This window comes from Bradyrhizobium sp. AUGA SZCCT0222, from assembly GCF_018130205.1.
Classification (GTDB): domain Bacteria; phylum Pseudomonadota; class Alphaproteobacteria; order Rhizobiales; family Xanthobacteraceae; genus Bradyrhizobium.
The window spans coordinates 1-22,034 of the sequence record NZ_JAFCLX010000004.1 but is presented as its reverse complement, the minus strand read 5'-3'; the positions used below and the strand labels follow the sequence as shown (position 1 = coordinate 22,034).

Here is a 22,034-nt window from a genome sequence, read left to right as displayed (position 1 = left end):
CATGTTCCGACGTTTTAGACTAGACCTGATCAAAAACATGCATTATTGTGCATGTCAGGTAAGGCTAACAAAAGCGTCAGGGTGGCCCAATGGCTGGCGAAGATCGCGTCCTCGCAGGCGGTGCAAAGTACATCGATTTCCAGACTGATCCGTCGCGCTACCGGCATTGGAAGCTCGATGTGGCTGGTGACGTCGCGACGCTGACCATGGACGTCGACGAGAACGCCGGCCTGTTCGAAGGCTATCAGTTAAAACTCAATTCCTACGATCTCGGCGTCGACATCGAACTCGCCGATGCCGTGCAGCGGCTGCGCTTCGAGCATCCGGAAGTAAAAGTCGTGCTGATGCGCTCGGGCAAGAACCGCGTGTTCTGCGCCGGCGCCAATATCCGCATGCTGGCGGGCGCTACCCACGCCCACAAGGTCAATTTTTGCAAATTCACCAACGAAACCCGCAACGGTCTGGAAGACTCTTCCGAGAATTCCGGGCAGCGGTTCATTACCGTCGTCAACGGCACGGCGGCCGGCGGCGGCTATGAGCTGGCGCTTGCGACCGATCACATCATGCTCGCCGATGACGGCTCGGCCGCGGTGTCGCTGCCGGAAGTGCCGCTGCTCGCCGTGCTGCCGGGTACCGGCGGTCTGACGCGCGTGGTCGACAAGCGCAAGGTGCGCCGCGATCACGCCGATTATTTCTGCACCATCGAGGAAGGCATCAAGGGCAAGCGCGCCGTGCAATGGCGCCTGGTCGACGAGATCGTGCCGAACAGCAAGCTGGAGGCCAAGGTCGCCGACCGCGCCAAGGAATTCGCCGCCGCCTCCAGGCGCAACGGCAATGGCAAGGGTCTCGCGCTGACGCCGCTCAAGCGCACCATCAATGAGGCCGGCATCCGCTACGGCTTTGTCAGCGTCGATATCGACCGCGCACAGCGCATCGCCACCATCTCGATCAAGGCGCCGGAAGAAGCCCCGCCCGCCGACATCGACGGCCTGATCGCGCAAGGCGCGTCGTTCTGGCCGCTGCAGGTCGCGCGCGAACTCGATGACGCGATCCTGCATCTGCGCATCAACGAGCTCGAGACCGCGATGCTGCTGTTCAAGTCGCATGGCGACCGCGCAGGCGTCGTCGCCTGCGACGCGTTCCTCGAGGCCAACAAGGCGCATTGGCTGGTCAACGAGATCAGGCAATACTGGAAGCGGGTGCTGAAACGCATCGACGTCACCTCGCGCACGCTGGTGACGCTGGTCGAGCCCGGCTCCTGCTTCGTCGGCACGCTGGCCGAACTCGTGTTCGCCGCCGACCGCTCCTACATGCTGATCGGCCAGAAGCAGGGCGACAACCGCGCCCCGCCGACCATCGAACTGACCGCGATGAATTTCGGGCCGTATCCCATGAGCCATGGCCTGACGCGGCTGCAGTCGCGCTTCCAGGCCGATCCGTCGGATCTCGAGCGCGCCGAGGCCACTATCGGTACCACGCTCGATGCGGAGGCGGCCGAAGAACTCGGCCTCGTCACCTTCGCGCTCGACGATATCGACTGGGATGACGAGGTGCGGGTGTTCCTGGAGGAACGCACCTCCTTCTCGCCCGACGGCCTTACCGGCATGGAAGCAAACTTGCGCTTCGTCGGACCTGAGACCATGGAATCGAAGATCTTCTCGCGCCTCACCGCGTGGCAGAACTGGATCTTCCAGCGCCCCAACGCCGTCGGCGAAGACGGCGCGCTGCGCCGCTACGGCACCGGCCAGAAGGCGCAATTCGATATGACGCGGGTGTAGACCAACCACAGACGTCATCCTGAGGTGCGAGCGTAAGCGAGCCTCGAAGGATGATTGAAAACAAAGAATGCCAGACAAGCATCCTTCGAGGCTCGCGCAAGTAGCGCTCGCACCTCAGGATGACGGCAGAGCAAGACGCGAGACCGACAAAGGGAGCACGCCATGAACTTCATGAACGTCGATTACTCAACCAAGATTCCCAACAACGTGAATCTCAGTGAAGATCGCCAGGTGCTCAAGGCGCTCGAAGGCTGGCATCCCGGCTACATGGATTGGTGGAGCGACATGGGGCCGGAAGGCTTCCAGCAATCATTGGTCTACCTGCGCACCGCCTATTCGGTCGATCCGCGCGGCTGGGCCAAGTTCGATTACGTCAAGATGCCGGAATATCGCTGGGGCATTCTCCTTGCTCCCCAGGAGGAAAATCGCGTCATTCCGTTCGGCGAGAACTTTGGCAAGCCGGCCTGGCAGGAAGTCCCGGGCGAACACCGCGCCACGCTGCGCCGCCTGATCGTGATCCAGGGCGACACCGAGCCGGCCTCGGTCGAACAGCAGCGCCATCTCGGCAAGACCGCGCCCTCGCTGTACGACCTGCGCAATTTGTTCCAGGTCAATGTCGAAGAGGGGCGCCATCTCTGGGCGATGGTCTATCTCTTGCAAAAGTATTTCGGCCGCGACGGCCGCGAAGAGGCCGATGATTTGTTGCGCCGCCGCTCCGGCGACGCGGATAGCCCACGCATGCTCGGGGCCTTCAACGAGGCGACGCCGGACTGGCTGTCGTTCTTCATGTTCACCTACTTCACCGACCGCGACGGCAAGATGCAGCTGCACTCGCTGGCGCAGTCCGGCTTCGATCCGCTGTCGCGCACCTGCCGCTTCATGCTGACCGAAGAGGCGCACCACATGTTCGTCGGCGAGACTGGCATCAGCCGCGTCGTGCAGCGCACCTGCGAGGCGATGAAGGCGGCCGGCATCACCGATCCCACCGATATCGCAAAAGTCCGCGCGCTCGGCGTGATCGATCTGCCGACCATCCAGAAGAAGCTGCATTTGCATTACTCGCTGTCACTGGATCTGTTCGGCTCGGAAGTCTCCACCAACGCCGCGAATGCCTTCAACGCCGGCATCAAGGGCCGCTACAAGGAAACCCAGATCGACGACGACCATCAGCTGAAGAACGCCACCTATCCGGTGCTGAAGCTGATCGACGGCGTGATCAAGCGCGTCGACGAGCCGGCGCTGACCGCGCTCAACATGCGCCTGCGCGACGACTACACGCAGGATTGTGCCAAGGGCATGCTGCGCTGGAACAAGATCATCTCGCTCGCCGGCTACCAGTACAAGCTGACGCTGCCCGACGTCGCGTTCCACCGCCATATCGGCGAGTTCAAGGACATCAACGCGACCCCGGAAGGCGTGTTGATCGACGCCGCCACCTGGAACGCGCGCAAGAACGATTGGCTGCCGTCGTCGGACGATGGCGACTTCATCGCCTCGCTGATGACGCCGGTCACGGAAGCCGGCACCTACGCCTCCTGGATTTCGCCGCCCAAGGTCGGCATCGACAACAAGCCCGGCGATTTCGAGTACGTGAAAATCGAGACGTGATCTCTCTGTCGTCCCGGCCTTGAGCCGGGACCCATACGCCGCGGCAGCTATGATGAGAGGCGCTGTTCGACGACTTGCTTTCAACCACTAACTTCTGTGGTTATGGGTCCCGGCTCAAGGCCGGGACGACACCATTTTTGCCGGTCCTCGCGTGCGCAGTAACTACTACCCCGCGATTTCCAGTCCCGCATTCGCGTACACCACGCCGCCATCGACCGCGATGGTGTTGCCGACGACATAATCGCCGGCGCGCGAGGCGAGATAGATCGCAATTCCCGCCATATCCTCGTCGGTTCCGATCCGCTTCGCCGGAATGCGCTTCGCGACGTCGTCGGCGTGATCGCGTGCGGCCTTGTTCATGTCCGACTTGAAGGCGCCCGGCGCGATCGCGGTGACGTTGATATTGTCCTTGACCAGTTTGGTCGCCATGCGCCGTGTCAGATGGATCACCGCGGCCTTGCTCGCGGCGTAGGAATAGGTCTCCGTCGGGTTGACGAAGATGCCATCCACCGAAGCGATGTTGATGACCTTGGCGGGCCGTTCGTGCGAGGCCGCCGCGCGCAGCGGTTTCGCCAGCGCCTTGGTCAGGAAGAACAGCGACTTGACGTTGAGGTCCATGACCTTGTCCCAGCCGCTCTCCGGGAATTCATCGAACTCCGCGCCCCAGGCGGCGCCGGCATTGTTGACGAGGATGTCGAGCTTCGGCTCGAGCTTGATCATCTCGGCTGCCAGCCTGTCGCAACCTTCGACCGTCGAAATATCGATCGGCAGCGCGATGCACTCGCCGTCATAGGCCGCGGTGAGCTCTTTCGCGGTCGCCTCGCAGGGACCGGCCTTGCGCGCGGTGATGTAGACCTTCGCAGCTCCCTGCGCGAGAAACCCGGCCGCGATCATCTTGCCGATCCCGCGCGATCCGCCCGTCACCAGCGCGACGCGGCCTTTCAGTGAAAACAGATCCTTGAACATGCGTTCCTCCTTTGCTTTGCCAGCGGTTTTGAGCGCGAGGGGAGGGCGAGTCAAGGAAGTCCACTCCTGTCGTCCCTGCGAACGCAGGGACCCATAACCACAGGAGCCGATTGTAGGGGAAGGTAACTGCTCCATCGCTCAGCCGATGGGCCGCGGCGTATGGGTCCCTGCTTTCGCAGGGACGACGATCAAGCCGCGTCGATGCGCCGAAAACCGTTCCACATCGCGGTGGCGGCGCCGGAGGTCAGCACCGGGATGATGCGCTCGTCCTGGTAATTTCCGTTGAGCGAGACCCGCTGCAGCGCGGTCAAATGACCGGCGCTTTCCGGGAAGATCATGCCCGGCCGGGTCGTCACCGCGGTCTTGAAGCCAGCCGCCTTGGCGAGTGTGAACTCCCGCTGCCCGGCGGCGATCTTGTCGCCATAGGGATAGGCAAGATGCAGCACCGGGCGTTGCAGCGCCGCCTCGATCCGCATCCGGCTGGTGGCGATTTCGAAACTGGCGGTCGCCTCGATCTGCTTGGCCAGATTGCAATGCGTGATTGTATGCGCGCCGATGGTCACGAGCGGTTCGTCGGCAAACGCCTTCAACTCGTCCCAGGACATGCAGAGGTCGCGGGCGATCTTGGTCTCGTCCACATCATAGCGGGTGCATAGCGTGGAGATTTCGCGTTGCACGTCGAGCTCGCCCGGCAGGCTACGCAGCCACTCGTGCAGCCGGTCGAAGGCGAGCTGCTTGGCAACCGGCGTCGAGGCATCGAGGCGGGTAACTACGCCGCCGATCGGCACCTCGATCGAGGAAGCCTTGGCGAGCGCCAGCTCCATTGCAACCCACCACAACCGGCCGGTGCCTTCGGCGAAATCGCTGGTGACGTAGACTGTCATGGGTGCGTCGAATTCACGCATCACGGGCAACGCGAAATCGCGGTTGTCGCGATAACCGTCGTCAAAGGTGAAGCAGGCGAAGCGCCGCGCGAAATTGCCTTGGGAGAGCCGCGCATGCGCCTCGTCCATGGTAACCAGGTCGACGTTGAGGGACCGCAGATGCGCGAGCACCGCGCGCAGGAATTCCGGTTCGACCTCGAGATGATAATTGGGCTGGAATTCCACGTCGCGGCGCGGGCGCACATGGTGCAGCATGAAAATTGCGCCGATACCTGCGAAGATTGGTCGCAGCAGATAGTGCGCACCCGAGAAGTAAAGCGCCTCCAGTCCGGCGCGGATAACGGTGTTGCGGAGCGTTTTCATCAGGACTTGCCGCCTGTTTCATTATGTTTCGAACTTAGCGGCAGACCGTTGAATAAACGGTTAGCTGGGCAAATATCCGCACCCCGACGCTTCTGTGTTATTTCGGGTTTGACAGCCCCGCAAGGGTTTGTTTTCTCTCTGTTCCCGGCGCCGCCGATTTGAAGTCCCTACACGGGCTCCGCGAATTCGATTAGGGACTTCAAATCGACAAGCGGCACCGGAATTTGTTGTTTTGCTAGTGCCCCTCTTGTTTCCGAAGTTCGTATCAAGGGTGCCGCGACAGCGGACGAACTTCGGAAACGGGCACTAGCCCTTTAGGAACTCGAATGCACGGACTTTTCAGGTGGAGTGGCAAATGGTGGCCGGGTGTGATTCCGTTCGTCATCCTTTGGGCTCTCGCCGCCTGGACCAGCACCGCACCGCTGGAAGCCGACCTGGCGCAACGTTCTACCACAGCGCTCAAGGATACCGTCCTCGACAAAAGGCGAATAGCGGTTGCGGGCCGCGACGTGTCGTTTGCGGCCGAAGCATTCTCGGAAGAGGGCCGGCTGAGCGCGGTTGCGTCGGTGGAAGCGGTGCCGGGCGTGCGGCTGGTTAACGACGAAACCCGCCTCGTTCCCGAAGCCAAGCCGTTCGTGTGGTCGGCTGAACGCGACGTCGTCCGGGTGACGCTGGGCGGCAGTTCGCCGCTGCCTTCGAGCAAGAGCAAGCTCATGGAAGCCGCGCGCGCGATGCTCGGTGGCGTCGAAGTCTCCGACCGGATGAATCTGGCGCGCGGAGCGCCGCAGCGCTTCGACAATGCCGCGCTGCTGTTGCTCGACCAGATCGCTAAACTGAAGGACGGAAAGATCACGCTGTCGGACAACAAGGTCACGCTGTCGGGGATGGCGCGTGAACTTGGCGGCCGGGAAGCCATCGCCGCCGCGCTGAAAAATCTCCCGGAGGGCTATTCGGTCGCGGCCAACGACGTCAAGGCGCCGCCCTACATCTTCCAGGCCTACAAGGATCCGGTCGCGGTGACGCTGACGCTGACCGGCTATGTGCCGGACAACAACGCCCATGCGGCGCTGGTGGCGGCGGCGGGCCGCAAATTCTTCAGCGAGAAAGTCGTCGACAACCTGAAGGCGAGCATCGGCGCGCCATCAGGATTTGCCGCCGCCGTCGTGCCGGCGCTCGGCGCGCTGTCGCGGCTGTCGACCGGGACGCTCGTGGTCAGCGACCGCGAGGTGAAACTGTCGGGCGATGCGCTTTACGAGGCGGCCGCGACCCAGATCCGAGCCGGCCTTGGCAAGGAGTTTCCGCAGGGCTGGCAATTCAAGCCTGAAATCTCGGTCAAACCGACCGCGGCGCCGGTCGACCCCACGGTCTGCCAGCAGCTGTTTACCGACCTGCTCGGCAAGGCCAGGATCCGGTTCGAATCTGCCAAGGCCGACATCGTGGCTGACTCCGCCGGGCTGCTCGACCGGCTGATCGAGACCGCATTGCGCTGCCCGAACGCCAATATCGAGGTCGTTGGACATACCGATTCCGACGGCGAGGAACCCGCCAATCAGGCGCTCTCGGAGAAGCGCGCCCAGGCGGTCACCGAATACCTGGTCAAGGCCGGACTGCCCGCGAACCGTTTCACGTCGGTCGGCTATGGCAGCACACAGCCGATCGCCGGCAATGATACCGACCAGGGCAAGGCGCAGAACCGCCGCATCGATTTCGTGGTGAGGTAAGGATGGCCTATCTGACGACGTTCTTCTGGGGCTGGCTGTTGGGCTCGCTGCTGCTTGGGCTGGCGATGGGCTGGATTTCCATCGTTCAGCACGGCGAGGGCGTATCGAAAAACTGGAAGCGGTGGCTGGCGGCGTTGGCGGTCGTGCTGGTGGCGGCCGCGCTTTCGCGCGTGGTTCCCGGCCGGTTTGGCTATTGGCTCGACCTCGGACTGATCATGTTTGCGCTCTATCTTTGCGGCTGCGCGGTGGGGTCGTGGCTGCGGGCCTGGGTGGTCTCGCGCAGCGCGCCGGCGGCTTGAAACGCCCGGCATGACGCCTTCCAGCCCAAGGGATTGGTCAAGGGATTGGTCAAGGGATTGCCCAGGGGATTGCCCAAGGGACCCGGCCGGAGCCCGATTTGGGCGCGCAGAATGCAGCAAAACTGTGCATCCACTGTCATCAATTCCGCCTAATAGATTGAAGAACCGCGTTTTATTGTCGTTAGACGAATTCCACTCCGGCCCAAAACGCGCTACTGGAGTGCCTAGGGAGCAGCGGAGCGTCGGCGGAATTCGCACCGTTGCCGTCGTCGCGGGATCGCAATTCGAGGTCTAGATGCTGGAAGCAATACGCAGGGCGATTTCGTTTCTGCGCCAGAAGCAGGTCCTGCATAAGCTCGGGGTTGTGATCAGTATCGCGGTCATCGGAACCGCGTGCTACGTGCTCTATCACATGCTGCGCGGCATCGACTCCAACGAGGTGATCGAGGCCATCAAGAGCACCGAACCACGCCAGATCGTGCTGGCGGCGCTGTTCGTGGCGGCGGGTTACTTCACGCTGACCTTCTACGATCTGTTTGCGGTGCGGACGATCGGCCACACCCACGTCCCCTACCGCATCACCGCGCTGGCCGCCTTCACCTCCTATTCGATCGGCCACAATGTCGGCGCCAGCGTCTTCACCGGCGGCGCGGTGCGCTACCGGATCTATTCGGCTTGGGGGCTGAACGCGATCGACGTCGCCAAGATCTGCTTCTTGGCCGGGCTCACCTTCTGGCTCGGCAATGCCGCGGTGCTCGGACTGGGCATCGCCTATCACCCGGAAGCCGCGGCCTCGATCGATCAGTTGCCGGCCTGGCTCAACCGTGCCCTGGCGTTTGCGATTATCGCCGGCCTCGTCGGCTATGTGGTCTGGGTCTGGAGCCAGCCCCGCGGCGTCGGCCGTGGACCCTGGAGCGTGACGCTGCCGGGCGGGCCGCTGACGCTGCTGCAGATCGGCATCGGCATCGTCGACCTCGGGTTCTGCGCGCTGGCGATGTATATGCTGGTGCCGGACGAGTCCAATGTCGACTTTATCTTCGTCGCGGTCATCTTCGTCTCGGCGACGCTGCTGGGTTTCGCCAGCCATTCCCCTGGCGGGCTCGGCGTCTTCGATGCCGCCATGCTGGTCGGCCTCTCGCAGATGGACCGGGAGGATTTGCTGGCCGGGATGCTGCTGTTCCGGGTCCTCTATTATATTGCGCCTTTTGTCATATCTGTAATCTTGCTGACGCTTCGGGAGGTTATCCTGGGTGCGCGGTCGAAGCGCCTGCGCCAGTTGGCGCCTGGCCCCGACGCCGAGCCGAGACGTGAGGCCGTCTATGTGCGCGAGCGTGGAGACACCGGCGCCTGAAAGCGCGTAAAAGATGCAAAAGACAGAGGGAACAAAGCCAACAATGGCGATAGACGATTCCTCCTCTTCCTCCTCCTATTTTGCCCCATGGTCCGACCGGTTACGGCATTCGGCCATCATCCTGCTGGTTGCGGGCCTCGCTTTGTCGGTATTCGTTGCGACCGGCGAACTCGGGGTGGCGCGCGCAATTGCCGCCTTTATCTGCATTGCCGCCGCAGCCCTGGTGCCATGGCGGCTGCATGACGCGGCCACCTCGCGCGAAGACGTTCGCGGCGTCAATCCGGTCGAAGCCGCCGCCGTCAGCGCCGTCGTGGCCGGCATGCCGGATCCGGCCGTGCTGCTCGACCGCGCCGGCCGCGTGATCCATCTCAATGCGGCGGCAGCCCAGCTTGCCCCCGCTTTGCGCAAGAACGAGCTTGCCCAGTTCGCGCTTCGCTCGCCCGAAATCATCACCGCTTTGCGCGAGGCGATCGCGACCAGCGAGCCGCGCCGCGCGACCTATCTCGACCATGTGCCGGTCGACCGCTGGATGGAGCTGATCATCACGCCGGTGCCGGTGCCGACGCTGTTCGGCGGCACCGACAAATGCATGCTGATGACGTTCCACGATCAGACGCCGCTGCGCCGGGTCGAGGAGATGCGCGCCGATTTCGTCGCCAATGCCAGCCACGAACTGCGTACGCCGCTCGCCGCCCTGTCCGGCTTCATCGATACGCTGCAAGGGCCGGCCAAGGATGACGTCAAGGCACGCGAGCGCTTTCTCGGCATCATGCACGCGCAGGCGACGCGCATGGCGCGGCTGATCGACGATCTGCTGTCGCTGTCGCGGGTCGAATTGTCGGCGCATGTTCGGCCCGATACCTCGGTCGACATCGTGCCCATCATCCGCCAGGTCGCCGACGGGCTGGAGCCGCTGGCGCATGAACGCCAGGTCGCCATCGAGATCGATCTGCCTGAGCTGCCGGTGACGATCGCGGGCGATCGCGAGGAGCTGCTGCGGCTGTTCGAAAATCTGATCGAGAACGCGCTCAAATATGGCGCGTCCGGCGGCAAGGTCATCGTCTCGCTGGTGCATGCGAATTCCGCCGACGGCGCGCCTGAGGTCCGCGTGCTGGTGCGCGATTTCGGGCCCGGAATTGCCCCGGAACACCTGCCGCGGCTCACCGAGCGGTTCTACCGGGTCGATGTCGGCGACAGCCGGGCGCAGGGTGGAACCGGGCTCGGTTTATCCTTGGTGAAACATATTGTTAACCGCCATCGCGGCCGGCTTTTGATCGAAAGCGTGCCCAAAAACGGGGCCACTTTTACCGCCTGCTTTCCCCAGGCAAAACCCCCGGCAGGGGCTTAAACTCTAGCGATTTCAATTGCTTGAGGCTGTCATCCAACTGTCATCGAACCTTCGTAAAAGCTCTATTGACCGCACCTAAACGGATGCGGCGTGAGCGCGATCGGGCGTTAACAGGCGCTTCGCTCACCAGATGGAGACCAGCCATGAATTTCATCAAGACAATCGTCGCGGCAGGCCTCGTCGCCGCCTCGACCTCGGCGTTCGCCGCCGATATCACCGGCGCGGGCGCCACCTTCCCGTTCCCGGTCTATTCCAAGTGGGCCGATGCCTACAAAAAGGAGACCGGCAACGGTCTGAACTACCAGTCGATCGGCTCCGGCGCCGGCATCAAGCAGATCCTGGCCAAGACCGTGACCTTCGGCGCCACCGATGCGCCGCTGAAGGCTGAGGCCCTCGAAAAGGATGGCCTCGTGCAGTGGCCGATGGTGATGGGCGCGATCGTCCCCGTCGTGAACCTCGAAGGCATCAAGTCGGGCGAACTCGTGCTCTCGGGCGAAGTGCTTGGCGACATCTATCTCGGCAAGATCAAGAAGTGGGACGATCCCGCGATTGCCAAGCTCAATCCGAAGCTGAAGCTGCCGACCGACGCCATCACCGTGGTCCGCCGCTCCGACGGTTCGGGCACCACCTTCAACTTCACCGACTATCTGTCGAAGTCGAACGCCGAGTGGAAGGCCAAGGTCGGTCTCGGCACCGCGGTCGAATGGCCGACGGGCGTTGGCGCCAAGGGCAATGAAGGCGTTGCCGGCAACATCGGCCAGACCAAGAACGCGATCGGTTACGTCGAATACGCCTACGCCAAGCAGAACAAGCTGACCTATGCCGCGATGGTCAACAAGGCAGGCAAGACCGTGCAGCCGACGGTAGCCTCGTTCCAGGCTGCTGCGGCCAACGCCGACTGGGCGAAGGCGCCCGGCTACTACGTCATCCTCACCGACCAGCCCGGCGAAACCTCGTGGCCGATCACCGCCGCGACCTTCATCCTGATGCACAAGTCCGCGACCGATAAGGCCGCGTCCCAGGAAGCCATCAAGTTCTTCAAATGGTCGTTCGAGAAGGGCGGCAAGATGGCTGAGGAACTCGACTACATCCCGATGCCGGACTCCGTGGTCAAGCTGATCGAAAAGACCTGGACCGCCGAGATCAAGAGCTGAACTTAAGAACAAGAGCCGGGCCGCGTTCCGGCCCGGCGACAATGGGAGCGTGCTCCCACTCTGCCCAACCCGGGTCTTTCCGGGTTGGGTCTTTCCCTCCGGGCAGGAGGGCGAATACAGGCGGGTCTGGTTTGCCGAGTGACTTGGTCGACAAGGTCTTGGTCGACAGGGTCTTGGCCGACAGGGGTCTTGGTTCAAGAGTCCGGTGCAAAACCGGCGCCGGGTCCGGGGCAGTTGGGCTATACAGTACAGGGGATTGGCGTGGCAGACATGGCCGTTCAGAGCGACGTGATGGAAGCTGCAGGACCTTACGATCGCGCCAGGGCCCTCAGCGCCTTCAAGCTTGGTGACGTTACCTTCTATTGGCTCACGCGCGCCTGCGCGATCTCGGTGCTGCTCATTCTCGGCGGCATCATCTTATCGCTGATCGTGGGCGCCTGGCCTGCGATCAGGGAATACGGCTTCTCGTTCCTGTTCACCTCGCGCTGGGCGCCATCAGCCGATCCGCCGGTGCTGGGCGCGCTCGGGCCGATCTACGGCACGCTGATCACCTCCGTGATCGCGATGATGATCGCCATTCCGGTCGGTATCGGCATTGCGGTGTTCCTGACCGAGATCTGTCCGATCTGGCTGCGCCGTCCGATCGGGCTCGCGGTCGAACTGCTCGCCGGCATTCCCTCGATCATCTACGGCATGTGGGGCTTCTTCGTGCTGGGCCCGTTTTTGGCCAACTCGTTCCAGCCGTTCATGATCAGCATCTTCGACGGCGTCCCGGTTCTCGGCACCATCTTCGCAGGTCCCCCGTCCTATCTCAGCCTGTTCAACGCCGCGCTGATCCTTGCGATCATGGTGCTGCCCTTCATCACCTCGATCTCGGTCGACGTCTTCAAGACGGTGCCGCCGGTGCTGAAGGAAGCCGCCTACGGCGTCGGCTGCACCACCTGGGAAGTCGTCCGCAACGTGGTGATCCCCTACACAAGGGTCGGCGTGATCGGCGGCGTGATGCTGGCGCTCGGCCGCGCGCTCGGCGAAACCATGGCGGTCACCTTCATCATCGGCAATTCGTTCAAGATCTCGTCCTCGATCTTCGCGCCGGGCACCACGATCTCGGCGGCGATCGCTAGCGAATTCGCCGAGAGCGACGGCCTGCATCAGTCCGGCCTGATCCTGCTCGGCCTGCTGTTGTTCGTGCTGACGTTCTTCGTCTTGTCGGCCGCCCGGCTGATGCTGATGCGGCTGGAAAAGAAGGCGGGGAACTGAGCCATGAACCCGATTTACGCCTCCCGCCGCCGCAACGACATCATCATCCGGGGCCTCTGCGTCGGCGCCGCCTTGTTCGGCGTGACCTGGCTCGCGCTGATCCTGTTCACGCTGTTCTATAACGGCCTGGCCGGCCTCAACCTGGCCGTCTTCACCCAGGACACGCCGCCGCCCGGCTCGACCGATGGCGGCCTCCGCAACGCCATCATCGGCTCGATCATCATGACTGTGATCGGGGTCGGCATCGGCGCGCCGCTCGGCATGCTGGCCGGAACCTATCTGGCCGAATACGGCAAGCATGACCGGCTCACCTCGGTGATCCGTTTCATCAACGACATCCTGCTCAGCGCGCCCTCGATCATCATCGGCCTGTTCGTCTACGGCGCCATCGTGGTGCCGATGGGCGGCTTCTCGGCCTTTGCCGGCTGTCTGGCGCTGGCCGTGATCGTGATCCCCGTGGTGGTCCGCACCACCGAGGACATGCTCGGCCTGGTGCCCAATCCGCTGCGTGAAGCGGCGTCCGCGCTCGGCCTGCCGCGCTCGCTGGTGATCAAGCGGATCGCCTATCGCGCCGCGCGAAGTGGCCTCATCACCGGCGTGCTGCTCGCCACCGCCCGCGTCGCCGGCGAAACCGCGCCGCTGCTGTTCACCGCGCTGTCGAACCAGTTCTTCAGCCTCGACCTCACCAAGACGATGGCGAACCTGCCGGTCACCATCAACAACTTCGTGCAGAGCCCCTACGAATACTGGAAGCAGCTCGCCTGGAGCGGGGCGCTGCTCATCACCCTGACCGTACTCGCCCTGAATATTGGCGCGCGCATCCTTGGCGCCGAGAGGACCGCAAAATGACCGAAGTTTCTGTATCCATGAGTGCCGTCAACGCGGGCGTTCCCCACGTGGCGCTGCCCGACGCGCCGCCGAAAGTGACCGCGCGCGGCCTGAACTTCTACTATGGCGAGCACCATGCGCTGAAGAACATCAACCTCACGCTCGGCACCCACCGCGTCACCGCCTTCATCGGGCCGTCCGGCTGCGGCAAGTCCACGCTGCTGCGGATCTTCAACCGGATGTACGACCTCTATCCGGGCCAGAAGGCGACCGGGCAATTGATGCTCGACCAGACCAACATCCTCGACCCCAAGCTCGATCTCAATCTGCTGCGCGCCCGGGTCGGCATGGTGTTCCAGAAGCCGACGCCGTTTCCGATGACGATCTACGAAAACATCGCCTTCGGCATCCGCCTCTATGAGAAGATATCGAAATCCGAGATGGACGGCCGCGTCGAAAAGGCGTTGCGTGGCGGTGCGCTGTGGAACGAGGTCAAGGACAAGCTGAATGCATCGGGCCTCAGCCTGTCCGGCGGCCAGCAGCAGCGGCTCTGCATCGCGCGCACCGTGGCGGTGCGCCCTGAAGTGATCCTGTTCGACGAGCCCTGCTCGGCGCTGGACCCGATTTCGACCGCCAAGGTCGAGGAATTGATCACAGAATTGGCGGAGGACTACACCATCGCCATCGTGACCCATAACATGCAGCAGGCGGCGCGCGTCTCGGACAAGACCGCCTTCATGTATCTCGGTGAACTGGTCGAATTCGACGACACCAACAAGATTTTCACCTCGCCGGGCGATCGACGCACCCAGGATTACATTACCGGCCGGTTCGGCTAAGCGCACATCGCGAGGAGAAGACAATGGCTTCAGAGCATACCGCGAAGGCGTTCGACAGCGATCTTCAGGAATTGACCCGCCTGGTCGCCGAAATGGGCGGCCTTGCCGAACGCATGATCACCGAATCCGTCGATGCCTTGATCCGGCGCGATGTTGCGCTGGGAAAACGCGTCGTCGCCTCCGACGCCGAGATCGACCGCCTGCAGCACCTGATCGAGGAACGCGCGGTGCTGACGATTGCCCGCCGCCAGCCGATGGCCATCGACCTGCGCGAGATCGTCGGCGCCATGCGGGTGGCCACCGATCTGGAACGGATCGGCGACCTCGCCAAGAACATGGGCAAGCGCGTCGCGGCGCTGGAGAACGATTTCCAGCCGCTGAAACTGATCCGCGGTCTTGAACACATGACCGATCTGGTGCAGTCGCAGGTCAAGTCCGTGCTCGACGCCTACGCGTCGCACGACCTGCCGGCGGCGATGGCGGTCTGGAAGGGCGACGAGGAAGTCGACGCCATCTGCACTTCGCTGTTCCGCGAACTCCTGACCTACATGATGGAAGATCCGCGCAACATCTCGTTCTGTATCCATCTGATGTTCTGCGCCAAGAACATCGAGCGGATCGGCGACCATGCCACCAACATCGCCGAGACCGTGTTCTACATGATCGAAGGCCAGCAGATCCTCGACAAGCGCCCGAAGGGCGACATGACGAATTTCGCCACGACTGTGCCGGGAAACTAGTTACTGAACTGACAGCGGAACGAGAGACGTTTTTCGCGTATCGACAGCGCGTCAAAACACAAGAGGCTTACATAGATGAACGCACGCATTCTGGTGGTTGAAGACGAGGAAGCGCTCACCACGCTTCTGCGCTACAACCTCGATGCCGAAGGCTATGAGGTCGAAACCGTCGCCCGCGGTGACGACGCCGATACACGGCTGAAGGAGCGGGTGCCCGACCTGATCGTGCTGGACTGGATGCTGCCGGGCCTGTCCGGCATCGAACTGTGCCGTCGCTTAAGGGCACGGCCGGAGACCAAGGCGCTGCCGATCATCATGCTGACCGCGCGCGGCGAGGAAAGCGAACGGGTGCGGGGGCTGGCGACCGGCGCCGACGACTACATCGTAAAACCCTTTTCGGTGCCGGAGCTGCTGGCGAGGGTGAAGGGCCTGCTCAGGCGGGCGAGCCCGGAGCGGCTCGCCACCGTGCTGACCTATGGCGATATCGAACTCGACCGCGAGAAGCGCCGCGTCGCGCGCTCGGGCCGTCCGATCGATCTCGGGCCCACCGAATATCGCCTGCTGGAGTTCTTCCTGGAACATCCCGGCCGCGTGTTCAGCCGCGAGCAACTGCTCGACAGCGTCTGGGGCCGCGACATCTACATCGACGAGCGTACCGTCGACGTCCATATCGGCCGCCTGCGCAAACTGCTCAACCCCGGCCGCGAACAGGACCCGATCCGCACCGTGCGCGGCGCCGGCTACGCGCTGGATGATCGGTTCGCGAAGGTGGAGTAGGACGCGTAAGGCGCGGCAAAATCCGCTGTCGTCCCGGCCTTGAGCCGGGACCCATAACCACTGATGTCAATTTTTGAAATGAGCTGGAGCTCCAGCCGGGCATAACCACGAACGCCTGTGGTTATGGGTCCCGGCCTTCGCCGGGACGACATCTGTGAGCGCAGCTCTTACCTGGTCGGCTTCGGCGCCGGGCGGCGGCGATCGGAGGCCGGCTGATAGGCGATGCGCGAGTGATGCGCGCAATAGGGCAGGCTGCTGAGCGCCTTGCCGCCGCAGAAAAAGAATTCCGAGCTGGAGGGATCGCCGATCGGCCAGTGGCAGGTGGCCTCGTTCAATTCGAGCAGCGTCAGCCGCTGGCTCATCGGCACCACATTGTCGTAGGCGACCGGATCCGGCTCCATCTCCACCTCGAAGGCGTGGGCCAGCGCGGTGTTGCCGCGCGACACCGGGCGCGCCACCCGCATCATCTGCTGGGCGGGGCGCGCCTTGCGCTGACGCGGCGCGGCCGAGGAGGGGCTCTTGGCACGGCCGGAAAGACCCAGCCGGTGCACTTTGCCGATCACTGCATTTCGCGTCACATTTCCAAGTTCCGCGGCGATCTGGCTGGCGGAAAGTCCGCCCTCCCAGAGCTTTTTAAGCTGCTCGACGCGCTCGTCGGACCAGGTCAATACCGTCATCGCATTCTTCCCTTCGCACAGAGCCGGCCAAACCGGGGGCAGCGCTGGCGATGCCAATTCTCAAAAATCCCAGCGGGCAGAATCCCTTAGCCCTCGCCGGGCGCAAAAAAGCCGCCCGAACGTTTACGCCTTACAAAATGGACTCTAGGGGTCAGTACTTCCGCACGAGATGTCGTACCCGACAGCCCAGACGCTACAATATGGCGGGACTCTGGCGCAAGAGTCCGCGTCCGCGCGTCCACATGTTCCGGTACTTATGCATTGCAATTGGCGTTTTCCACGGCACCGGAATGCTACGGATTGCTTTATCCTGCACCGCAGGGAAGCGGTTTTTAGGCGTGTTGACACGGTCCAAAGCCAGCATAGAATGCTTGCTACGTGCCGCCCCGAAAAGGCGGCACGTTTTGTTTTCGCAAGACCGGCTGTGCCGCGTTCGCGCCAATGCACGCTATGTGGCCGGTCTCTAACCGTCAGTGATAGCCATGACCAACAGCGCCCCGTCGCATCTGCTTCCCGTATTCGCGAGAGTCGATCTCGGTTTCGAACGCGGCGAAGGCGCGTGGCTGATCTCGACGTCAGGCGAGCGCTATCTCGACTTCACCTCGGGTGTGGCGGTGAATGCGCTCGGCCACTGCCATCCGCATCTGGTCGCGGCCTTGCAGGAGCAGGCCACCAAGCTTTGGCACATGTCGAACCTGTTCCGGAGCCCGGACGGCGACAAGCTTGCAGCAAGGCTGTGCGAGCAGAGCTTTGCCGATCTGGTGTTCTTCTGTAATTCCGGCGCGGAAGCGATGGAATGCGCGATCAAGGTCGCGCGCCGCTATCACGCCGCCAAGGGACATCCGGAGCGCTATCGCCTCGTCACCTTCGAGGGCGCGTTCCACGGCCGCACGCTGGGCACGCTGGCGGCTACGGGATCTGCCAAATATCTGGAAGGTTTCGGTCCGCCGCTGGACGGCTTCGACCAGGTCGCGCATGGCGATCTCGAAGCGGTCAAGAAGGCGATCGGGCCAGAGACTGCCGCCATCCTGATCGAGCCGGTGCAGGGCGAGGGCGGTGTCCGCAGCGCGCCGCATGCGTTCTACAAGGCGCTCCGCCAATTGTGCGACGACAAGGGCCTGCTGCTGATTTTCGACGAGGTGCAGACCGGCATGGGCCGCACCGGCGATCTGTTTGCCTATAAGCGCCTTGGCGTCACCCCCGACATCATGTCGCTGGCAAAAGCGCTCGGCGGCGGCTTTCCGATCGGCGCCTGCCTTGCCACGGCAGAGGCGGCGTCCGGCATGACGCCGGGCTCGCACGGCTCGACCTTCGGCGGCAATCCGCTTGCGATCGCTTCCGCCAACGCGGTGCTCGACGTGATGCTCAAACCCGGCTTCTTCGACCACGTGCAGAAAGTGTCGCTGCTCTTGAAACAGAAGCTCGCTTCCGTGGTCGATCGCTATCCTGCCGTGCTGGCGGAAGTGCGCGGCGAAGGGCTGCTGATCGGCGTCAAGGCCGTGGTGCCCTCGGGCGATCTCGTCGCCGCGCTGCGCGACCAGAAGCTGCTGACGGTCGGCGCCGGCGACAATGTCGTGCGCTTCCTCGCGCCCCTGATCGTTTCCGAATCCGAGATCGAGCAATCCGTCCAAAGCCTCGAACGCGCCTGCATCGCGCTGTCAGGCGACAAGAAGAAGGCGGCGGGGTGATGAGCAAGTCCCTACGTCACTTTCTCGATATCAGCGAGCTGCCGCCGAAGGAATTGCGCAACATGCTGGACCTGAGCGTCGCCATGAAGGCGAAGCTGAAGGCGCATGAGACGCCCAGAAAGCCGCTCGAGGGCAAGACGCTGGCGATGATCTTCGAACGGCCGTCGACCCGCACCCGGGTCTCGTTCGACGTCGGCATGCGCCAGCTCGGCGGCGAAGCCATCATGCTGACCGGTGCGGAAATGCAGCTCGGCCGCGGCGAAACCATCGCCGATACCGCGCGCGTGCTGTCGCGTTACGTCGATGCGATCATGATCCGCATCCTCAACCACGATGCGCTGCTGGAGCTCGCCGCCAACGCCACTGTGCCCGTCATCAACGGCCTCACCCGGCGCTCGCATCCCTGCCAGGTGATGGCTGACCTGATGACGTTCGAGGAGCATCGCGGTTCGATCGAGGGCCGCACCGTGGCCTGGACCGGCGATGACAACAACGTGCTGGCGTCATGGGCGCATGCGGCAGAGCGTTTGAAGTTCAAACTGAACGTGGCCACCCCGCCGCAGCTCGCGCCGAACAAGGCGATGAAGGACTGGATCAAGGCGACGCAGGCGCCGATCGTGCTCGGCAACGACCCGGAAGCCGCCGTCGCCGGCGCCGACTGCGTCGTGACCGACACCTGGGTGTCGATGGGCGACAAGGACGGCGAGCATCGCCACAACGTGCTCAAGCCCTACCAGGTCAACGCCCAGCTGATGTCGCTGGCCAAGCCCGACGCGCTGTTCATGCACTGCCTGCCGGCTCATCGCGGTGAGGAGGTCACCGACGAGGTGATCGACGGCCCGCAATCGGTGGTGTTCGACGAAGCCGAAAACCGCCTGCATGCGCAAAAGGGCATTCTGGCCTGGTGTTTTAACGAAGTGGCGTAGAGGCCCCAATGTAGCTGTCGTCCCGGCGAAGGCCGGGACCCATACGCCGCGGCCCCGATTGTTGAAAACGGAAGACAACGGCCAGCGTGCAACAACTGCCGCCGGTGGCTATGGGTCCCGGCCTTCGCCGGGACGACGTAATACCCCTTCCGATTCCTGTCCCCCGACCCCAGATAAAGCGCCATGACTCAATCCCCCGACATCAAAATCACGCCCTCAGCGCCGATCCGCGCGCCATCGGCGGTTCCCATCGACGATGCGGCGCTGCCGTTCGAGGTCAACGCGCTCGACCTGCGCGGACGGCTGACCCGGCTCGGCCCGGCGCTCGACGACATCCTGACCAAGCACGATTACCCGGCCCCGGTCTGCAAGCTGCTCGGCGAGGCCATTGTGCTGGCGACGCTGCTCGGCTCGTCGCTGAAGTTCGACGGCCGCTTCATCCTGCAGACCCAGACCGACGGCCCGGTGTCGTTTCTGATCGTTGATTTCCAGCTGCCGGATCGGTTGCGCGCCTATGCGCGCTTCGATGCGACGCGGCTGAAGGAGGGCCAAGATTCCGGTGCGCTGCTCGGCAACGGTCACCTGGCGATGACCATCGACCAGGGCGCGGACATGAGCCGCTATCAAGGCCTGGTGGCGCTGGAAGGCGGCAATCTCGAAGATGCCGCGCATGAATATTTCCTGCGCTCCGAGCAGATCCCGACCCGCGTGCGCCTTGCGGTCGGCGAGGAATGGCGCGGCAGCGGCGACGGTCCGAAACACCGCTGGCGCGCCGGCGGCATGCTGCTGCAATTCCTGCCCCAGGCGCCGGAGCGGGCGCGGCAGGCCGACCTCGATCCCGGCGATGCGCCGGAAGGCGCCGTGACGCATGCAGTGGCCGAAGACGACGCCTGGGTCGAAGGCCAGTCGCTGATCTCGACCGTCGAGGATGTCGAACTGCTCGATCCGGATTTGTCGGGCGAGCGCTTGTTGTATCGCCTGTTCCACGAACGCGGCGTGCGCGTGTTCACGCCGCTGCCGCTGCGCGCGCAATGCTCCTGCTCGCGCGACGCGGTGTCATCGATGCTGAAAAGCTTCCAGCCGCAGGACCGCGCCGAAATGGTCAAGGACGGCAAGGTGGTGGTGACCTGCGAGTTCTGCTCGTCGGTCTATGAGTTCACGCCGGATGAAGCGGGTGTGGAATAGGGTGCGGTCAGGGCGTGCCCAATTTGTCCGTGGTGTTCCTGATCCAATAAGGCGTGCTTAGCTTCTCGATGGTCTCCCTGATCCAGCGGTAATGCGCCGACAGGGCGACGGCCCTGGTGCGGTCGGGTCTTGCGCCGACCATGAGCGCGACGACGCTGTGCATGCCGCGATAAGCAAAAACGGGGCCGCCGGAATCGCCGGGGCGGGCTCCGGACGCATCCGCGCCGGCGCGGACAAGTGTCACCCAATCTCTCTCTGCGCTTGAAACCCGCAGCAACACCATTCGCAGCACCGCCGCGGTATCCCTGTCCGAGTTCTGTCCGTATCCCGCGGCGATCAAATTGTCGCCCTCGTTGAGGCTGCGAGGATTGACCACTACTGGCAGGAAACGATCGGGCAGGGGTTTCTCGAGTTTGACGATTGCAAGGTCGGGTGAGCCGCTCTCCGTAGCCCTGTAGAGGGGGTGCTGGATGGTCTCGATGACGGCACTCAGCGCTGACGGCGCGAGGGTCTGGTAACCTCCTCCGGTATTGCCGCGGATATGCAGATTCGACTTTCCCTCCACGCAGTGCGCGGCGGTCAAGACGATGTCCTGGGCCAGCACCACGCCGCTGCATCGGCCTTTCGCACTTGCGACGACCACGGTGTAGCGTTGCACCGTGCGATCGGCGAGATCGGCGCCGACGAGTGCGTTGGCCTCGCCGCAGGACAGTGCCAGGATTGGAAGCGCCAGATTGATCGCATGGATGGCTCTGAGCACGGACAGTATCCTTCAGCGGAATGAACCCCAGACAGCCCACGAATATGTCCAAAGATGGAACGGGCGGGTGTGGAATAGCGAGAAGGCCCTCTCGACGCGATGCAATTAGTACGTGTAAATATCCCCGCCATCATCGAATGGGCTGGGGAATTGAACGATGCGAATTATACTGATGTTTGTTGCATTGCTGTTGTCGATTGGGTCGGCCCACGCCGGTAAGGTGGTCGCGTCCGGCAGGCCGCTGCAGCTTTATTGGGCCGTTGCCACCAATCCGGACTGTACGTCGGCCGGGACTGTCGTACTGCGCGTCGCGCAAGCGCCCGCCCACGGTCGCGTCTCGATCCAGCATGCCGGAGTATTTCCGAGCTTTTCGTCGATCAATCCCCGTAGCGCGTGCAACCGGCGGCGCGTGCCCGGCGTGAAGGCGACCTACGTCTCGCAACGCGGCTATCTCGGCTCTGACCTTGTGGTGCTGCAGGCGCTTTTTCCCAACGGGCGCGGCGTCAACGTCACGATCCCCATCCGCGTGATGTAGCGCGGCCCGGAACGCGCCGAGAGCGAATTCTGCTCGTCGGTGTATGAATCCACGCCGGACGAGGCGAGCGTGAATTAGGCCACGGCTCTCCCCTCGTCATTGCGAGCGCAGCGAAGCAATCCATATTGGCCCCAAGCCGTGGCATGGATTGCTTCGCTGCGCTCGCAATGACGGAGCCTGCGACAAAACAACCCGACGGGCAAATCAGTTCTGATTTACGGAAATCGTGTCAAGCCCCGAAATAAAAAATATTTCTGTTTACCAGAATGGCAAATCAGGTGCATATATTCGCCCATCCCGTCCTACTCAGAAGGGCGTCGGCCGTCGTCACGGACGTTGGACGGGTT

The 22,034-nt window shown here is 63.2% G+C and carries 20 protein-coding genes; 16 read left to right on the top strand and 4 right to left on the bottom strand.

Annotation, left to right across the window (positions count from 1 at the left end):
- Positions 1-89: 89 nt before the first annotated feature.
- Both boxC and boxB read left to right on the top strand, forming a co-directional pair.
- On the top strand, positions 90-1,778 hold the full coding sequence (boxC, locus tag JQ629_RS04335) for a 2,3-epoxybenzoyl-CoA dihydrolase (RefSeq protein ID WP_212411445.1): 1,689 nt from the start codon (positions 90-92) through the stop codon (positions 1,776-1,778).
- Between the two features lie 171 nt (positions 1,779-1,949).
- Positions 1,950-3,386: a benzoyl-CoA 2,3-epoxidase subunit BoxB gene (gene boxB / locus JQ629_RS04330; protein ID WP_212411667.1), complete on the top strand. Its 1,437-nt coding sequence runs from the start codon at positions 1,950-1,952 to the stop codon at positions 3,384-3,386.
- Between the two features lie 165 nt (positions 3,387-3,551).
- Here the strand turns inward: boxB and JQ629_RS04325 are convergent, their stop codons facing one another.
- Positions 3,552-4,352, bottom strand: a complete 801-nt coding sequence (locus tag JQ629_RS04325; RefSeq protein WP_212267515.1) for an SDR family NAD(P)-dependent oxidoreductase — start codon at positions 4,350-4,352, stop codon at positions 3,552-3,554.
- A gap of 188 nt (positions 4,353-4,540) precedes the next feature.
- Positions 4,541-5,599 carry a polysaccharide deacetylase family protein gene (locus JQ629_RS04320; protein ID WP_212411444.1) on the bottom strand — a complete coding sequence of 353 codons (1,059 nt, stop codon included), beginning with the start codon at positions 5,597-5,599 and terminating at the stop codon, positions 4,541-4,543.
- Between the two features lie 326 nt (positions 5,600-5,925).
- Between JQ629_RS04320 and JQ629_RS04315 the strand changes: the two genes are divergently transcribed.
- From JQ629_RS04315 to phoB, 10 genes are all read left to right on the top strand, one after another.
- Positions 5,926-7,320, top strand: coding sequence for an OmpA family protein (locus JQ629_RS04315; RefSeq protein WP_212411443.1), 1,395 nt, complete (start codon positions 5,926-5,928; stop codon positions 7,318-7,320).
- 2 nt (positions 7,321-7,322) lie between these two features.
- The gene (locus JQ629_RS04310; RefSeq protein WP_212411442.1) at positions 7,323-7,619 is read left to right on the top strand and encodes a hypothetical protein; all 297 of its coding nucleotides are present in this window, start codon (positions 7,323-7,325) and stop codon (positions 7,617-7,619) included.
- Between the two features lie 295 nt (positions 7,620-7,914).
- Positions 7,915-8,970, top strand: coding sequence for a lysylphosphatidylglycerol synthase domain-containing protein (locus JQ629_RS04305; RefSeq protein ID WP_212411441.1), 1,056 nt, complete (start codon positions 7,915-7,917; stop codon positions 8,968-8,970).
- Between the two features lie 43 nt (positions 8,971-9,013).
- Positions 9,014-10,318 carry an ATP-binding protein gene (locus JQ629_RS04300; RefSeq protein WP_212411440.1) on the top strand — a complete coding sequence of 435 codons (1,305 nt, stop codon included), beginning with the start codon at positions 9,014-9,016 and terminating at the stop codon, positions 10,316-10,318.
- Between the two features lie 143 nt (positions 10,319-10,461).
- Entirely contained in the window at positions 10,462-11,472 is a 1,011-nt protein-coding gene (gene pstS, locus JQ629_RS04295) for a phosphate ABC transporter substrate-binding protein PstS (RefSeq protein ID WP_212267525.1), read from the top strand.
- Between the two features lie 270 nt (positions 11,473-11,742).
- Positions 11,743-12,732: a phosphate ABC transporter permease subunit PstC gene (gene pstC, locus JQ629_RS04290; RefSeq protein WP_212267572.1), complete on the top strand. Its 990-nt coding sequence runs from the start codon at positions 11,743-11,745 to the stop codon at positions 12,730-12,732.
- Between the two features lie 3 nt (positions 12,733-12,735).
- Positions 12,736-13,581 carry a phosphate ABC transporter permease PstA gene (gene pstA / locus JQ629_RS04285; protein ID WP_212033450.1) on the top strand — a complete coding sequence of 282 codons (846 nt, stop codon included), beginning with the start codon at positions 12,736-12,738 and terminating at the stop codon, positions 13,579-13,581.
- Positions 13,578-14,399, top strand: coding sequence for a phosphate ABC transporter ATP-binding protein PstB (gene pstB / locus JQ629_RS04280; RefSeq protein ID WP_212411438.1), 822 nt, complete (start codon positions 13,578-13,580; stop codon positions 14,397-14,399). The genes pstA and pstB overlap by 4 nt, the downstream gene beginning before the upstream one ends.
- Positions 14,400-14,422: 23 nt before the next feature.
- A complete protein-coding gene (gene phoU, locus JQ629_RS04275) occupies positions 14,423-15,139 on the top strand; it encodes a phosphate signaling complex protein PhoU (RefSeq protein WP_212033448.1) in 717 nt (238 codons plus the stop codon).
- 75 nt (positions 15,140-15,214) lie between these two features.
- A complete protein-coding gene (gene phoB / locus JQ629_RS04270; RefSeq protein ID WP_192735463.1) occupies positions 15,215-15,916 on the top strand; it encodes a phosphate regulon transcriptional regulator PhoB in 702 nt (233 codons plus the stop codon).
- A gap of 167 nt (positions 15,917-16,083) precedes the next feature.
- Here phoB and JQ629_RS04265 read toward each other — a convergent pair whose 3' ends face one another.
- Positions 16,084-16,593, bottom strand: coding sequence for a GcrA family cell cycle regulator (locus JQ629_RS04265; RefSeq protein ID WP_212267534.1), 510 nt, complete (start codon positions 16,591-16,593; stop codon positions 16,084-16,086).
- A 482-nt stretch (positions 16,594-17,075) separates the two neighbouring features.
- Between JQ629_RS04265 and JQ629_RS04260 the strand changes: the two genes are divergently transcribed.
- The 3 genes from JQ629_RS04260 to JQ629_RS04250 all read left to right on the top strand — a co-directional run bounded on the left by JQ629_RS04260 (position 17,076) and on the right by JQ629_RS04250 (position 20,392).
- Positions 17,076-18,281 (top strand): aspartate aminotransferase family protein, encoded by a 1,206-nt coding sequence (locus JQ629_RS04260; protein WP_212411436.1) that lies wholly within the window; start codon positions 17,076-17,078, stop codon positions 18,279-18,281.
- The gene (gene argF / locus JQ629_RS04255; protein WP_212208805.1) at positions 18,281-19,207 is read left to right on the top strand and encodes an ornithine carbamoyltransferase; all 927 of its coding nucleotides are present in this window, start codon (positions 18,281-18,283) and stop codon (positions 19,205-19,207) included. Before JQ629_RS04260 ends, argF begins: the two co-directional genes overlap by 1 nt.
- Positions 19,208-19,390: 183 nt before the next feature.
- On the top strand, positions 19,391-20,392 hold the full coding sequence (locus JQ629_RS04250; protein WP_212411434.1) for an Hsp33 family molecular chaperone: 1,002 nt from the start codon (positions 19,391-19,393) through the stop codon (positions 20,390-20,392).
- Between the two features lie 7 nt (positions 20,393-20,399).
- On the opposite strand, the gene JQ629_RS04245 is transcribed toward JQ629_RS04250, so the two are convergent.
- Positions 20,400-21,152 (bottom strand): trypsin-like serine protease, encoded by a 753-nt coding sequence (locus JQ629_RS04245; RefSeq protein ID WP_212411432.1) that lies wholly within the window; start codon positions 21,150-21,152, stop codon positions 20,400-20,402.
- A gap of 157 nt (positions 21,153-21,309) precedes the next feature.
- Here JQ629_RS04245 and JQ629_RS04240 point away from each other — a divergent pair, with 157 nt between their 5' ends.
- Positions 21,310-21,687 carry a hypothetical protein gene (locus JQ629_RS04240; RefSeq protein WP_212411431.1) on the top strand — a complete coding sequence of 126 codons (378 nt, stop codon included), beginning with the start codon at positions 21,310-21,312 and terminating at the stop codon, positions 21,685-21,687.
- Positions 21,688-22,034 lie beyond the last annotated feature (347 nt).

Excerpts from the sequence above, each read along its gene's own strand:
- boxC (WP_212411445.1), top strand. The coding sequence starts at position 90 with ATGGCTGGCGAAGATCGCGTCCTCGCAGGCGGTGCAAAGTACATCGAT.
- boxB (WP_212411667.1), top strand. The coding sequence starts at position 1,950 with ATGAACGTCGATTACTCAACCAAGATTCCCAACAACGTGAATCTCAGT.
- JQ629_RS04325 (WP_212267515.1), bottom strand. The coding sequence starts at position 4,352 with ATGTTCAAGGATCTGTTTTCACTGAAAGGCCGCGTCGCGCTGGTGACG.
- JQ629_RS04320 (WP_212411444.1), bottom strand. The coding sequence starts at position 5,599 with ATGAAAACGCTCCGCAACACCGTTATCCGCGCCGGACTGGAGGCGCTT.
- JQ629_RS04315 (WP_212411443.1), top strand. The coding sequence starts at position 5,926 with ATGCACGGACTTTTCAGGTGGAGTGGCAAATGGTGGCCGGGTGTGATT.
- JQ629_RS04310 (WP_212411442.1), top strand. The coding sequence starts at position 7,323 with ATGGCCTATCTGACGACGTTCTTCTGGGGCTGGCTGTTGGGCTCGCTG.
- JQ629_RS04305 (WP_212411441.1), top strand. The coding sequence starts at position 7,915 with ATGCTGGAAGCAATACGCAGGGCGATTTCGTTTCTGCGCCAGAAGCAG.
- JQ629_RS04300 (WP_212411440.1), top strand. The coding sequence starts at position 9,014 with ATGGCGATAGACGATTCCTCCTCTTCCTCCTCCTATTTTGCCCCATGG.
- pstS (WP_212267525.1), top strand. The coding sequence starts at position 10,462 with ATGAATTTCATCAAGACAATCGTCGCGGCAGGCCTCGTCGCCGCCTCG.
- pstC (WP_212267572.1), top strand. The coding sequence starts at position 11,743 with ATGGCCGTTCAGAGCGACGTGATGGAAGCTGCAGGACCTTACGATCGC.
- pstA (WP_212033450.1), top strand. The coding sequence starts at position 12,736 with ATGAACCCGATTTACGCCTCCCGCCGCCGCAACGACATCATCATCCGG.
- pstB (WP_212411438.1), top strand. The coding sequence starts at position 13,578 with ATGACCGAAGTTTCTGTATCCATGAGTGCCGTCAACGCGGGCGTTCCC.
- phoU (WP_212033448.1), top strand. The coding sequence starts at position 14,423 with ATGGCTTCAGAGCATACCGCGAAGGCGTTCGACAGCGATCTTCAGGAA.
- phoB (WP_192735463.1), top strand. The coding sequence starts at position 15,215 with ATGAACGCACGCATTCTGGTGGTTGAAGACGAGGAAGCGCTCACCACG.
- JQ629_RS04265 (WP_212267534.1), bottom strand. The coding sequence starts at position 16,593 with ATGACGGTATTGACCTGGTCCGACGAGCGCGTCGAGCAGCTTAAAAAG.
- JQ629_RS04260 (WP_212411436.1), top strand. The coding sequence starts at position 17,076 with ATGACCAACAGCGCCCCGTCGCATCTGCTTCCCGTATTCGCGAGAGTC.
- argF (WP_212208805.1), top strand. The coding sequence starts at position 18,281 with ATGAGCAAGTCCCTACGTCACTTTCTCGATATCAGCGAGCTGCCGCCG.
- JQ629_RS04250 (WP_212411434.1), top strand. The coding sequence starts at position 19,391 with ATGACTCAATCCCCCGACATCAAAATCACGCCCTCAGCGCCGATCCGC.
- JQ629_RS04240 (WP_212411431.1), top strand. The coding sequence starts at position 21,310 with ATGCGAATTATACTGATGTTTGTTGCATTGCTGTTGTCGATTGGGTCG.